General features: G+C 43.9%; 10 protein-coding genes. 3 read left to right on the top strand and 7 right to left on the bottom strand.

The window, feature by feature from the left end; translation table 11 throughout:
- Nucleotides 1-48 precede the first annotated feature (48 nt).
- The 3 genes from NP77_RS08940 to NP77_RS08930 all read left to right on the top strand — a co-directional run bounded on the left by NP77_RS08940 (nucleotide 49) and on the right by NP77_RS08930 (nucleotide 2,788).
- Nucleotides 49-525, top strand: a complete 477-nt coding sequence (locus NP77_RS08940; protein ID WP_039659820.1) for a YbaK/prolyl-tRNA synthetase associated domain-containing protein — start codon at nucleotides 49-51, stop codon at nucleotides 523-525.
- 66 nt (nucleotides 526-591) lie between these two features.
- The gene (locus tag NP77_RS08935; protein ID WP_039659819.1) at nucleotides 592-1,383 is read left to right on the top strand and encodes an ABC transporter substrate-binding protein; all 792 of its coding nucleotides are present in this window, start codon (nucleotides 592-594) and stop codon (nucleotides 1,381-1,383) included.
- A gap of 106 nt (nucleotides 1,384-1,489) precedes the next feature.
- On the top strand, nucleotides 1,490-2,788 hold the full coding sequence (locus NP77_RS08930) for a succinylglutamate desuccinylase/aspartoacylase family protein (protein ID WP_039659817.1): 1,299 nt from the start codon (nucleotides 1,490-1,492) through the stop codon (nucleotides 2,786-2,788).
- A 35-nt stretch (nucleotides 2,789-2,823) separates the two neighbouring features.
- Here NP77_RS08930 and gndA read toward each other — a convergent pair whose 3' ends face one another.
- From gndA to NP77_RS08895, 7 genes are all read right to left on the bottom strand, one after another.
- On the bottom strand, nucleotides 2,824-4,233 hold the full coding sequence (gndA, locus tag NP77_RS08925) for an NADP-dependent phosphogluconate dehydrogenase (protein WP_039659816.1): 1,410 nt from the start codon (nucleotides 4,231-4,233) through the stop codon (nucleotides 2,824-2,826).
- A gap of 196 nt (nucleotides 4,234-4,429) precedes the next feature.
- The gene (locus NP77_RS08920; protein WP_039659814.1) at nucleotides 4,430-5,245 is read right to left on the bottom strand and encodes a glycosyltransferase family 2 protein; all 816 of its coding nucleotides are present in this window, start codon (nucleotides 5,243-5,245) and stop codon (nucleotides 4,430-4,432) included.
- 13 nt (nucleotides 5,246-5,258) lie between these two features.
- Nucleotides 5,259-6,191 (bottom strand): glycosyltransferase family 2 protein, encoded by a 933-nt coding sequence (locus NP77_RS08915; protein WP_039659812.1) that lies wholly within the window; start codon nucleotides 6,189-6,191, stop codon nucleotides 5,259-5,261.
- Entirely contained in the window at nucleotides 6,185-8,020 is a 1,836-nt protein-coding gene (locus NP77_RS08910) for a hypothetical protein (protein WP_052250639.1), read from the bottom strand. The genes NP77_RS08915 and NP77_RS08910 overlap by 7 nt, the downstream gene beginning before the upstream one ends.
- Nucleotides 8,017-11,943, bottom strand: a complete 3,927-nt coding sequence (locus tag NP77_RS22605) for a glycosyltransferase (protein ID WP_052250638.1) — start codon at nucleotides 11,941-11,943, stop codon at nucleotides 8,017-8,019. The genes NP77_RS08910 and NP77_RS22605 overlap by 4 nt, the downstream gene beginning before the upstream one ends.
- Complete coding sequence (locus tag NP77_RS08900; protein ID WP_004571300.1) at nucleotides 11,936-13,327, bottom strand: ABC transporter ATP-binding protein; 1,392 nt, start codon at nucleotides 13,325-13,327, stop codon at nucleotides 11,936-11,938. Before NP77_RS08900 ends, NP77_RS22605 begins: the two co-directional genes overlap by 8 nt.
- Nucleotides 13,317-14,153, bottom strand: a complete 837-nt coding sequence (locus NP77_RS08895) for an ABC transporter permease (RefSeq protein WP_039659810.1) — start codon at nucleotides 14,151-14,153, stop codon at nucleotides 13,317-13,319. The genes NP77_RS08900 and NP77_RS08895 overlap by 11 nt, the downstream gene beginning before the upstream one ends.
- Nucleotides 14,154-14,261 lie beyond the last annotated feature (108 nt).

The raw sequence follows: 14,261 nt of genomic DNA, 5'->3' as shown, positions 1-14,261 counted from the left end.
ACCCCCATCCCGCAAAATAATGGCGACTCAAACCTCGGGGAGAGAACCGTGACGACCCATGAAAAATTAATCACCCTGCTCGACAAGCACCAGGCACGCTATCGCCTGATGGAGCATGAGGCGACCGGTAAATGTGAAGCGGTTGCGGCGATACGCGGCACCGAAATTGGCCAGGGCGCGAAAGCGCTGGTCTGTCATGTGAAAGGCAATGGCGTGAAACAGCACGTGCTGGCGGTGTTACCGGCTGATCAGCAGGCCGACCTGAGTAAAGTCGCAGCGGCGGTCGGTGGACGGCGCGCCTCACTCGCCAGCCCGACAGAGACCGAACTGCTGACCGGTTGTGTATTCGGGGCTATCCCGCCGTTCAGCTTTCATCCTGACCTCAGACTGGTCGTTGACCCCACGCTGTTTGAACGTTATCCGGAGATCGCGTTTAACGCCGGTCTGCTGGAGCGCTCAGTGATCCTGAACACCGAAGATTACCGGTCGCTGTGCGCGGCTGACGTGGTGAAGATAACGCAGTAATTGCCATCCCGGCAGCCCGGCGATACTCTGCATAAACATTCATCACGACAGAATAAGAGCAAAATCATGAACATTTTCACTCAACGCCTGCGTCAGACGCTGGCTGTGGCGGTTATGGCTGGCTGCGCGTTTGGCGCTAAGGCGAAAATCGAACAGGTGCGTTTCGCGGTCGACCCGACCTATCCACCGTTTGAATCGAAAACACCACAGGGCAAGCTGGTCGGCTTTGATATCGATCTGGGCAATGCGCTCTGTACCCAGATGCAGGCGAAATGCGTCTGGGTTGAAAGCCAGTTTGACGGCATGATCCCGGCGCTGAAAGCGCGTAAATTCGATGCCATTCTCTCTGACATGGGCATTACCGAAGAGCGCCTTAAACAGATCGATTTCACCGTGCCGCTCTATGACACCCACACCCAGCTAATCGCCCGTAAGGGTTCTGGCATACTGCCAACGGTTGAATCCCTGAAAGGGAAAACAGTCGGCGTGGAACAGGGAACGGTACAGGAGCGCTATGCGCTGGCGAAATGGCAGCCGCATGGAGTGACCGTGGTGCCTTATGGCGATCAGGCCCAGGTTGAAAGCGATCTGGTTTCAGGCCGGCTGGATGCGGTATTCACTGATGCGGCACAAGCGGCCATTGGCTTCCTGAAGCATCCGCAGGGTAAAGACTTTGAACTGGCTGGACCGATTATTCAGGATCCGATTATCGGCCCCGGCACGGCAATTGGCCTGCGCAAAGGCGATGCTGAGCTGAAAACGGCGCTGGATAATGCCTTTACCGAAATCAAAAAGAACGGCACGTTTGACCAGATTCAGAAACGCTATTTCGCTACGGATATCTCTATCCAGCAGTAACCTCGCGGTCGCCCTTTTTCGTCCTCACCGCGATCCGGCACTATACTTTAACTTTTTCAGGACGGCGCGCTGTCGTCCTTTGCCGATTAAAGGACATTAACACGGTATGCATCAACAACATCATCCACTGTTAAGCGCCTCTTTAGGCACCCAGCGTGAAATCATCAGTTTTCATTTTGCTCCGGACCACGAGCGTCAGGTCTATATCCAGGCTGCACTACATGGTGACGAACTGCCCGGTATGGCGGTGGCATGGTTTCTGAAACAAAGACTGCAGTCGCTGGAGTCCGCCGGACAGCTCAAAGCCGCGTTTACCCTGGTGCCGGTTGCTAATCCCCTGGCGCTGGGACAGCACTGGCACGGCACCCATCTGGGTCGTTTCCATACGCTCTCTGGTCAGGACTTTAATCGCCGTTTCCCGTCACTGGGTACCACGCTGGCGGCCGGGCTGGCGGATAGTCTGACGCAGAGTGAATCGCAGAACCGAAGCCTGATTCGCGACGCGATCGATCGTCACTATCGCGATACCGTGCCAAAAACGGAGCTGGATGCGCAGCGTTATACGCTGATGCGAATGGCCAGCCAGGCGGATCTAATGATTGACCTGCACTGTGACTGGGAAGCCGTGCCGCATCTCTACACCACGCCGCATGCCTGGCCGGACATTGAGCCGCTGGCGCGATGGTTAGGCAGTGAAGTGCAGCTGCTGGCGCAGATCTCTGGCGGTGAACCGTTTGATGAAGCCTGCTGCGAACCCTGGCTGACGCTGGCAGAACGCTTTGGCAAAGATTACCCCATGCCACGGGGATTGCTGCCGGTGACGCTGGAGTTACGAGGCGTGCGTGATGTGTCGCCTGAACAGGCGGAGAAAGATGCGGATGCGATTATTTCGGCACTGCAGGAAGGCGGTTATATCGGCTACAGCGAGCCCTCAATTTCCGTGGAAGTGGCTGCACCTGTAATCGGTGGCGATGAACTGGTTCCGGCAAGCGCGGGCGGTGACGATATCGTGGCAATCAATGACGGACCGATTGGTTTAAACGTGCCTGACGTTGCTGAAGCGCCGGGAGAGACAGGTGTGATTAAAGAGCGTCACAGCGAGGGATCAGCGGCGGCCTCACCTGCCCTGAAAAATCCCCCTACGCCGTTAGCAGGTTGCGAATATATTCATTCGCCGGTGTCAGGTCTGATTCTGCATCGTAAACCGCTGGGCGCACAGATTCGGCCAGGAGAAGTGGTCGCTGAGATTGTCGATCCGATTACTGACCATATCACACCACTGGTGGCAGAACATGGCGGTATCCTCTATGCGAGACACTGGGTAAGATTTGCGACGGCAGGCATGCTAGTGGTACGGCTGGCGGGTGAGAAGGAGATTCGGAGCGGGGATTTGCTGGTAGGATAAAAAAAGGGCTTCCCGAGGGAAGCCCTTTTTAGTGATTAATCTAACCACTCGGTGTGGAACACACCATCTTTGTCAATGCGCTTATAGGTATGCGCACCAAAGTAGTCACGCTGCGCCTGAATCAGGTTGGCAGGCAGCACTTCTGAACGGTAGCTGTCGTAGTAAGCAATCGCCGCAGAGAAGGTTGGCGTCGGGATGCCGTTCTGAATCGCGTAAGAAACCACATCACGCAGCGCCTGCTGATACTGATCCGCGATATCTTTGAAGTATGGCGCCAGCAACAGGTTAGCGATGCCTGCATCTGCTTCATAAGCATCAGTGATTTTCTGCAGGAACTGAGCACGGATGATGCAACCCGCGCGGAAGATCTTAGCGATTTCACCGTAATGCAGATCCCAGTTGTTCTCTTCTGACGCAGCACGCAGCTGTGAGAAGCCCTGCGCATAAGAGACAATTTTACCCAGGTACAATGCACGACGAACTTTCTCGATGAACTCTGCTTTGTCGCCGGTGAAAGCTTTAGCCTGTGGACCGCTCAGTACTTTAGAGGCCGCAACGCGCTGCGTTTTCAGTGACGAGAGGTAACGGGCAAAAACAGACTCGGTGATCAGTGACAGAGGCTCGCCAAGATCCAGTGAGCTCTGGCTGGTCCATTTACCGGTACCTTTGTTTGCTGCTTCATCCAGAATCACATCAACCAGATATTTACCTTCTTCGTCTTTCTTGGTGAAGATATCTTTGGTGATGTCGATCAGGTAGCTGCTCAGCTCGCCGTTATTCCACTCGGTGAAGGTTTCAGCCAGCTCTTCGTTGTTCAGGCCCAGAGCGCCTTTCAGCAGAGCATAAGCTTCAGCGATCAGCTGCATGTCGCCATACTCGATGCCGTTGTGAACCATCTTCACATAGTGACCCGCGCCGTCCGGACCGATGTAAGCCACACAGGCTTCGCCATCTTCCGCACGTGCCGCGATCTTATCCAGAATCGGCGCAACCAGCTCGTACGCTTCTTTCTGACCGCCAGGCATGATTGATGGGCCTTTCAGTGCGCCCTCTTCACCGCCGGAAACGCCGGTACCGATGAAGTTGAAGCCCTGATCAGAAAGCTCTTTGTTGCGACGGATGGTGTCTTTATAGAAGGTGTTACCGCCATCGATCAGGATGTCACCTTTATCCAGGTGTGGAGTCAGTGAGGCGATAGTCTTATCAGTCGCTTCACCTGCCTGAACCATCAGCAGGATACGACGAGGTTTTTCCAGCGATTCGACAAACTCTTCAACGGTGTAAAAAGGAGCAAGCTTCTTGCCCTGGTTCTCAGCGATGACTTCATCAGTCTTTTCGCGTGAACGGTTGAAGATAGAAACAGTGTAACCGCGGCTCTCAATGTTAAGAGCCAGGTTGCGGCCCATCACTGCCATACCTACAACGCCGATCTGTTGCTTGGACATTATTTACTCCTGATCTATATATACAGAGCCGTTCAGCTCTATCCCAATAGCGAATGACAAACTCAGTCAATATAAACGTAACATCTATTATACATCATTTCATAAACAATGTTATCAGTAACATGACTGCGTTTAGATCAATAGAATTAGTTATAAGAAGAGTTACACTAATACGTAAATTCTGAAAAGTCTTTAATCACGAATTCTTACAGTTCAACTGGGAAAGGCACAAAGCGTTTAATCTGTCTCTCTCCGGATCAATAAGCCAGCCCCATTTATTAAAATAGCGAACCGCTGAGACGATGTGAAAAATAAGAAACTTAAAATCCTGATATGAACGTCTTTGCGATTCATGAACAACCATTGAATCAGGACAGTACTGGACATTCAGGCCTAAACCTGAAACTCGTCTGGATAAATCTACATCTTCAAGATAAAGAAAGAAGCGTTCATCAAAGCCACCGGTCTGGATGAGAGCCTGCTGACTAATCAGCATAAAACACCCTGAAAAAGATGGGGCATAAAATGGGCGTTGATAATCAGCATCGTGAAGTTCATATTCACGATTTGAATCGATAACATGTGGTGAGAAAAAACGCCGCATAAATAACTGATAGGGCGTAGGCAGAAGTTTACAACTATATTGAAGACTTCCGTCAGGATAAATGACTTTAGGTATAGTTAATGCAAGATGATTTTTTGTAGCAAAATTAAAAAGAGCATCAACCTCGCCAGAATTAAATGTGATATCGGGATTGCAAATAAGAAAATATTCCGATTCGGCTCGGTATTTTTCAAAAGCTTTATTATGGCCCGCACCAAAACCCTTATTATCCTGAAGCAACAAAACGGAAACCTTAGAATGTTTGTAATCGTTTAGCCAGTCGCAATGCCCACCGTTATCAACGATACAGACTTTATCAATACTTTCTTCAGATAACAATGAATCCAATGTGCGTGAAATATCCTTATAAGCATGACGATAGAGTACAAGCGATGCGATTATTTTCACGAGATTACCAAATTTAAAACTTGTTAAATAGAACGTATGAAAAGTTCGTTATCTGACCCACTCGGTTCTGATGATAAACTTTCGAGGCTTTGTATAATTTCAAGCGACTGAAAATATTACTGTTTCGTATCTGCCGAAAAGCATTATACCTGGCACGATTTTCGAACGTCATGTGGAGGTAAATAAAGTCTAAAATTTGGAAATGAAGATCATTCCAGCGCCTGTTACGACCACGATAGGCATCAAAGAGATTGCCAAATCGTGTACTCAATTTCATTCCATTTCCGATTAAATTAGCTGTATGTTGCCTGTATAGTACCGTGGGCAATGGGTCATAGAAAACAGAACCACCACATGCAGTAACTATCAGATATAGAGTCCAATCATGTGCAATCATCGGAAATGAGAGCGTTTTATGAAAAAGTTGACGTGCGGCATGATTGAAAACCATAGTATTGCCGCTTGCGATATTTTGTATTAGTGCATTAGAAAACCCAGGTTTTTTATGGTTGAGAGATGAGTAACCAATAACATTATCATCCTTATCAATTAACTGAGTTCGTGAACAATATATTACCGGCGTCTCTTTAGAAAATGAACTAAGGTAACTCACTGCAAGTGACAGTTTATCAGGAAGCCATATATCATCCTGGTCAGCAAACGCATAATAATCCGAAATAATGTTTTCGTTGCCGATCATAGATTTAAAATTTTCGCAAAAACCTTGTTCTGGCCCTTGCAATAAAGTGCAATCATTCTGATTTTTTGAAAAAGAACTTTCTATAATTGAACGCGTATCATCACTGGAGCCATCGTCTGAAACCCATAAAGACCAGTTTTTCCATTTCTGGTGTTTAATTGAATTAAGTTGCTTTTCTATGTATGGGGCACCATTGTAGGTGCCCATCAGAATAGCAACATGTCCCTTTAGCGGCTTATTCAGCATTGAGAGGTGTTCTGAAAATAATCCTGAAACTTGATAACTTTGTTACGTGTACTGCCCCATGAATCAAAGTTTTCTATCTGCATAAATAATTTATTTTTGCGCCAGTCATCATTAGTCGTCAACGAAATTAAGGGCTGAGCAAGCTGCATAGGGGTCAGTTTGACCTGCAATCTCCCTATCATATGCAGGAAATCCTCACTAAACCTATCGACACCTTCAGTTAGTTGCGCATTGATTAAATTATGGTCCTTAGACTTTATACGTCCGGGATCCGTTACAGGAAGTACTGTATTTTTAATAGGCTTATAACCTATAACCGTATTATGTGGTGCAGAGAAAAACAACTCAATTGCTACCCGGTTTTCATAAATCTTATCCACTAAAGCTGGACTGGTAGAGTCATTGTTAATGAAAGCTTTCATGATCTGATGCGGCGAACGTCGTTTTCTTTCATACGTATTGGCAATGCAGAAATAGTAGCCAATAACATTTATGTTCATAAATTTTTTTACAGTATGAATGAATGCTTCTTGCGTGGTTCCACTCCAGCCAACATCAACCATAGCTACCGTATCCCCCTCATTAATACCTAAAGAATGAAGATACATAAATAGTCCACGTCGATTACGCTGGCATACTTTGAGAATCTCTGCACGTAATGCAATAAGGAACTTATGCACTAAGTCATAGTTATCTGGCGCTATGATCATGTCAGGAGCAATACCTACAGACAACATTACTTCATCTGCTGGAGGCTCTACACCAATACGCTCCAGTAATTCACCAGGTGATAAACCATCAGATCCTGACATCAGAAAACTGAGATTCTCATTAAAATTAGCTTCATCCATTAAAGCCAGGTTAAAGGCAATACGGGATCCCATAAAATAGGAAAACTCTGGCAACTTACCCTGAAAATGATGCGATGCTATCCTTTCGAGTGAATAACCATCACGCGAAACAAATAATAATTTGTCAATGCTATCGGCAATGCTTTGCTTACGAATCCACTCCAGAAATCCCCATGTTGCAGGCGCCTGATACTTGTAGCCTAATTTCTGAAAAGAGTCTGCATTAATATTTTCAGACTGCAAGGTCCGGAGCATTCCGTTAATCAAGGAGGAAGCCAGGGACTGTTTCTTTCCTTTATTCGCCAGATGAATTGGCTCGTAGTGCCACGCACGGATATTTTTTTCACGTGGCTTAATATAATCAGCTAACTCATTGTCACCGATATGTAAAACCTCATGAGGTTCAACTTCGCATTCAGCAATTAAAAAGTCGAATATTTCTCCGGTATCGCGCTTGGTTGCATTACGATCGGCCGAAATGAACAGAGGGACTTCAGCCATATTGTATTTACTCAATGCTTCCCGAAAGAAACCTTCATCAAGATACATGTCAGAAGTAATAACCACTGTTTTACCAGCAGCAATCAGTTCATTGAAGAAATCCTTAAAAAATGGATTAGGTTCAACAAGTGCTAATTCAAGCTGATATTCAGCTTCCATGATGCTTTCACTATCTGCCCGGCTATCATGGAAATTGTTATAAATATTTCTTAATGTTATTTCTTTCCGGCCTTCTTTGACCATCTGCACAAAAGCATCCTTTTGTGCTTTACGGCGTAATTGTCTGAAGTCAGGAATTAGAAACTTATTTGCCAGAAGATCAAAGGCGTCTTCCGGATCATCCAGAGGTCGAACAAAGAGGGTATCGAAAAAATCAAAGGAGATAACTCTGGCGTCTTTAGCTAAATGACGAAGTGAAATCAGATCCATCTCTTCTTTCGTATAAGCAGGATTAACAGTGTTATCGTAAATAATCATTTCATAATCTCGAAATTATGTCCATTGAAAGCAAAATTCACATTATAGAATGGGTCATGCTGATAGTATTGAGGATGCTTGCTATTAAGGCGACCTAATTCATTTTGTAGACGCTTAACTTTTACCTCATCCATGTGGTCAAGTCCTCGAGACACTGATTCATGATGAATCAATGTTACAGCCTGACACATAACATTGTAATAGCCTTTTTCAACAAGACGCATACAAATATCGACATCATTATAAGCAATCGGGAAAGACTCATCAAAACCGTTGATTGATTCATATTTTTGACGATCTATCATCAAACATGCACCGGTGACAGCAAGCCAGTTATACTCAATCTGATTGCGTAAAAAGTACCCAGGATTGTTTTTATCGTGGCCAATGTAAGCATGAACTGGCCCGGTCTGCAAATTAAGAACGCCTGTATGCTGGATAGTATGTCCATCAGCATAAACAAGTTTAGCACCAACTGCACCAACATGTTTCTGCTGAGCATAACCGCCTAATCGTTGAAGCCAATCTTCCTGCAGCACTTCAGTGTCATCATTGAGGAAAAGTAACAGACTCCCCTTCGCATGCCCAACCCCAACATTATTAAGTTCTGAAAAGTTGAATGGTTTGTCGTGCCTGATGACTGAGATATTGTCATTAAGAGCGACTTTATCAAGATAATCAAGCGTTTCTCTCTTTTGAGAGCCGTTATCGACAATCACAATTTCATAATGTTTCCATGCAGTCTTATCTGTGATTGAGCTGATACAGCGAGAAAGTACATCATGGTTATCACGTGTCGGAATAATAATTGATACCAGGGTTTCAGCGCGAAGATTATAGTTAACGCGGAAATACCCGTGATAGCCAGGTAACTCTTCAACGATTCCATCAATACCACGACGTTTAAGGGCATCTTCACGTACAGCCTTTGAGGCAGCCAGGACATAGGGCTTAGCAGTAATATCAGAAGCAACAGAAGCTGGGATAATACGCCAGTGATAAAGAACTTTAGGAATATGGGAAATTTTCTGAGTCAGTTCACAGAGTCTTAAAATGAAATCCCAATCCTGACAACCATTGAATTCCGTACGTAATCCACCTAATTTCTGGGCAACGCTCAATCGAACACACGCAGCATGACAGGTGTACATTGTTCCCATCATCGTGTCCGGAGACCAGTCTGGTTTAAAGTGGGGTTGAGAATAGTTGCCTTCAGGTGTGAACTTGTCCTCATCACTATAAATAAAGTCCGGGTCTTCTTCATTTATACATTTAGCAAATTCAAATAAACAATCTTCAGTTAACTCGTCATCATGATCCAGGAAGACTATATAATCACCACTTGCATTATCAATAGCAATATTGGTTGCTCCTGCGATCCCCTGATTTTTATCCATATGGATTACTTTAATCCGGGGATCTTTGAAGGCGTTCAGTGCTGGTACGATCTCCTTATCCGGACTGCAATCATTAGCGAGAACCAGTTCCCAATTAGAATACCACTGATTCTCAACCGATTTAACCATCAATTCTAACAAATCTAATGGCGTGTTATAGATAGGAACAATAATCGAAAAAAGAGGCTGTACTTCAAGTTCATTGAGCTTGTCTTCGAAGAAATTTGGTTTTTTAGCCGGGATATAGACATACTCATCAGGGCGTTCAGCAAATGAATAAGTGCCATCATTGCGGCGAGAAAGAAAGGTCGGATGAACATCTTTGTTGTTGTTAATAATTCCCTGCTCATATTGAGCCTGGTTAAAGGCTGGATGATGCCTGAACCAACTCGGCCGGACCTTCATAGCTAATTTAAGAGCTTTATCTTTGTATCGTTCAGGCAACTGAAGATAAAGATTCCGTAAAAAATCGCGTAAGCTTCGTTTCAGATTGCTGTCAGGTGCATTAACTCTCACTAATAAACTTCCTGTTTTTACTTTTACTTTCTGACCAAGATAAAACATTTTGAAAATTGTTCTTTTTGCCGGCGCCCTAAATCTTTCAGGTAGACGACGGCCTGCAACACGAAATGGAGCAGAGATTTTCCAGCTTGCAGAGTTTAAAATTTTCTCGATGTCATGCCGGTACTGATCCAGAAGATGGCCTTGTTGAGCATATATTGCATGTAGTTGATTTAGCTCATGCTGAAGTCTGACACTATTCTCATGTTCACCCTGAAGAGATTTTTCAAGATCTTCAATACGGCTTAGATAGTGACGCTGACGATTTTCTGCATGCCCTTTTAGTGAATTGTAGTCATTAGAGTCAAGCCAGTATTCAGCTCGCATACTTAAAGAAAATTCTTTAAGCATACTATAAATTTCTTCAGCATTTTTATGCTGAACTTGTGCCAGGAAATTAGCTTCCTGTCTTAAATAATTTCTTGAGTCCGCAGCAGAACAAGAGAAACCAATGACATTTAATGTGGCAACAGTCAAATCGGCTATGTTGTTACTATTACAAAACTTACTGTTACCTGCAGAAGTTACTCGCAATAAGGAGTGATATATACCGCGATAAGCAACGTACCCCAAAGTTATACTTTCTGATGCGTGCCATTCCTGATCGAAGAAAACAAACTCGCCAGTATCCTTTTTAATCACGTTAAATGGTAACGCATCCAGATAAGAATCAGGCAATAAAATATCTTTGTCGATATCCAGTGAAACGCAAGCTTTCAGCTGAAGCTGATCAAGCCAGCCTTTCGCCCATGCGGCTAATTCTTCTACCAACCAATCAGGGCGGTTAACAATCCTTAAAAGATCTGACCATAATGATTGTCCGTAGATAAACCTTTCCAGTTCTTCACATAACACTTCACCATCCTGGCTTGAACCGGAAGAAACAGACAAACCTTCATTTGTTTTAATAAATTCAACGTTCTTTTTATTCTCGGTATTTCTATCATCAGAATAATAGATAGCAGCAACATTCTTATGAACAGACTCTTGTTTATTCATACTTGATACCATCAAAAAGGAACTTGATAGATCAGCCGCAATTTCATTATTCCAGATATTTTTAATGCCCTGTTCAAGAGAAAACAAATATTGAGGTACAACCTGTTTTTCTTTATGGGCGCTTTCAACAGCTAATTGACTTAACTCTTTAGAGTAATTTTGCCATCCCAGTGGAGTAACTACAGCACAGGGTAATTTATAGTCAGGTAAAGGAAGATACTCCAGCGTATCAGTGAAACCAGCTTCATTAAGCTCACTTATTAATTCTTTTCTTCCGAAGGTAACTACGCTTTGTTTGTCATAACTGTTGTTAATACCAAACATCGGTATGTTGACATGGTCTTCACGCGCGCCTGCAAAATATTTGATGCCAATTTTATTTTCAATGGCTACAAAGATTTTACCATCATCTTTCAAACGCTCTTTACAGGCTTTTAAAAGATGCTGCTCTCCTTTCTCGCCAATAAAAACACGGGCATATTCAAGAACACCAATGAGTAAAACTGCGTCAAACTTGCCCAAGTCTGGTAGTGTATCTGAGGGTGCGCAAATAACAGTGACATTATCCAGATCCCGGCAACGAGAACGTGCAATATTTGCACGACGATAACTCCCCTCTACAGAGACAACTTCTGCTGCATTTTCTCCAAGATACCGACTAATGGCCCCGCATCCACAGCCAATTTCCAAAATGCGTTTATCTTTCATCCAACTCTGGAATGGACGTAATAAATTAGCCCGGACAGAGCTAAGATGATAGGTTGAGGGCCAGTCAACAATAAACTTTCCTAACTCTTTAGAATCAACAGTCACATCCGAGGCATTACGTATAGTGTCAAAAATGTAATTTTCAGAATCGTCTCCATCACTGTAAGCGAAGTCTCTCATGGTAGCAGGAGACCAGAGCGCAGTTTCTTCATTTTTACGAAAGCCAGCCTTTAACAAAATATTTTCTAAATTAGCCATTTTCAAGTTTTATTCTCGCGTTTAAATCGGCCAAACCCGTAAAAGTACCAACTGGGCCTACAGGTAAATGAATTGAATCATAGCGACGGTCATGAGGAATTATTTCACCCTGGGCATTACTACTTGCAATACCTACAGAGATAAAATAGTCACCTTCAAAAAGAAGATTAGGCACTTCAACTGATAAAAAAAAGGTCTCACCAGGCTTTGCTTCTTCAACAATAGAAACTGATTGCCATTCACTATTGGTATTATAAATGGTAACTCCATCTTTAGTTTTAATAGCGAAACCAAAAATAGGCCTGAAAATTAGCTCATGGCTAATTATCTTAAATAGAAACTTTATTTTCTTTTTAGGTTCGAATATACCAGGAAAACCTTTACCATCCTGCTCAAAATAATAGTCATAAATTTCAGCAGCTTTATCACCCCATCTATATTCAGAAGGATTATAATGCGCGCGTTCGTGATAAGTGCTGTCTAACTTACGTTGCGTATCAGTTTTACTCTTAGCAGCTTCTTCTGCATCCGTTTCACGCCCCAGGCGCTCTCTCTCACCTTCAGCAGCGATAGAAATCTGCTTATCGACTTCATCACGTGTATTGTCTGAAGTGTTTTTCTTACCAAACAATATATCCAGGTAGCGGTTAATGACATCACGTGGTGCACCAGACAGCTGAGTAGTTCCACCATCCAGTAACAATGCTCGATCGCAATGAGTGACTATCTGTTCAGTTGCATGTGAAACAAAGAGAATTGAAGTGCCATTTTGTTTTAGCTTTTTTAATCGGGCAAAACATTTCGCCTGAAACTTTGCATCCCCCACAGCAAGCGCTTCATCAACGATTAGAATTTCCGGTTCGATCTGAGCCTGCACTGCAAATGCAAGGCGAACCAGCATTCCACTTGAGTAAGACCGTACAGGAGAATTTATAAAGTGCCCGATATCCGCGAACGAAAGAATATCATCCAGCCTTGACTCCGTTTCCTCTCGCGTTAAACCCATGAGCGATGCGTTGAGGTAAACATTTTCAAGTCCACTAAAATCGCTGTTGAAACCAGCACCCAGTTCCAACAGAGCCGCAACTCGTCCATTGACAGTTACACTGCCGGATGTTGGCGTTAATGTACCGGCAATAATCTGAAGTAAAGTAGATTTGCCCGAACCATTTCGTCCCACTATTCCCATTGTCTCACCTTTTGGTAAAACAAAAGAAACATCTCTCAAAGCCCAAAAATCTTCATGATAAGCCCGGCTTTCACGTCCTACTACCCGGTCAACTTTTGGAACAATAAACTGCTTTAGTCTTCGTACTGGATTGTCATAAACTTGAAAACATTTACTTACGCCATCTATTACAATCGCATTTTCTTTAAAGGACATCAGCAAAACCTTTTCGCGTTTTTTGGAACCAGACGTAACACAGCCACATTACCAATAATGAGATAACTGTATAGATTCCAACACCAGTAAAATCAGGTAACTTGCCCCAGATAAGAACCGCTCTGGCCTGCTCAATAATAAATGTTAACGGATTAAGCATTATCAACGGACGCAAGTTTTCAGGAAGAGAGGATATCGGATAGAACACAGGAGACAAGAACATCATCACAGTCATTATTATAGTTATTGTCTGCCCCACATCTCGCAGATAGACGCCCAACGATGATAGAAACCAGGTCAAGCCTAAAGTTAATAATGCCAATGGAAAAACAACAACCGGTATGAAGATTATTGTCCAGTGAATGTAACCATTAAATATGAAAAAAGCGGTTATCAAAACGATCATGCTAATAAAACTATGGAAGAGCACACTTAGAAAACTCACAACCGGCAATATCTCTAAAGGAAAAACCACTTTTTTGACATAGTTTACATTGCCAAGTATCAGAGAAGGAGCACGGCTAAGTGTTTCGGCAAAAAGACTATGGATAATCAAGCCGACAAATAGAATAACGGCAAAATCAGTCTTAGATTCGTTAAGCGCTCCAGCTGTTCCCCATCGAGCTTTAAAAACGACTGAAAATACGAAGGTGTAAACCATGAGCATAAAAATGGGGTTAATAAATGACCACAGGATACCCATTGTTGAACCGCGATAACGACCAACAATCTCTCGTTTAGTCATTTGAAAAATAAGATTTCGATTTGCCCATGTCTGACGAATCAGAGAAAAGAGCGAGGTAGATCTCGAACTATGCGGATTCATTAGTAATCTCTTAAAAGCTGGGGCTGGAGTATTTACTGCTGTGACGAAATATTTTTTAATCTTAAGCTAACACAGTCCCAAAGGTGATGATGATCGAACCAATGTTGA

Origin of the sequence: Pantoea sp. MBLJ3, assembly GCF_000816655.1 — a bacterium.
In the GTDB taxonomy this organism is placed as follows: Bacteria; Pseudomonadota; Gammaproteobacteria; order Enterobacterales; family Enterobacteriaceae; genus Pantoea; species Pantoea eucalypti.
The sequence above is the reverse complement of the archived record's forward strand: the minus strand, read 5'-3'. Positions and strand labels throughout refer to the sequence as shown.

Excerpts from the sequence above, each read along its gene's own strand:
- NP77_RS08935 (WP_039659819.1), top strand. The coding sequence starts at position 592 with ATGAACATTTTCACTCAACGCCTGCGTCAGACGCTGGCTGTGGCGGTT.
- NP77_RS08930 (WP_039659817.1), top strand. The coding sequence starts at position 1,490 with ATGCATCAACAACATCATCCACTGTTAAGCGCCTCTTTAGGCACCCAG.
- gndA (WP_039659816.1), bottom strand. The coding sequence starts at position 4,233 with ATGTCCAAGCAACAGATCGGCGTTGTAGGTATGGCAGTGATGGGCCGC.
- NP77_RS08915 (WP_039659812.1), bottom strand. The coding sequence starts at position 6,191 with ATGCTGAATAAGCCGCTAAAGGGACATGTTGCTATTCTGATGGGCACC.
- NP77_RS08910 (WP_052250639.1), bottom strand. The coding sequence starts at position 8,020 with ATGATTATTTACGATAACACTGTTAATCCTGCTTATACGAAAGAAGAG.
- NP77_RS22605 (WP_052250638.1), bottom strand. The coding sequence starts at position 11,943 with ATGGCTAATTTAGAAAATATTTTGTTAAAGGCTGGCTTTCGTAAAAAT.
- NP77_RS08900 (WP_004571300.1), bottom strand. The coding sequence starts at position 13,327 with ATGTCCTTTAAAGAAAATGCGATTGTAATAGATGGCGTAAGTAAATGT.
- NP77_RS08895 (WP_039659810.1), bottom strand. The coding sequence starts at position 14,153 with ATGAATCCGCATAGTTCGAGATCTACCTCGCTCTTTTCTCTGATTCGT.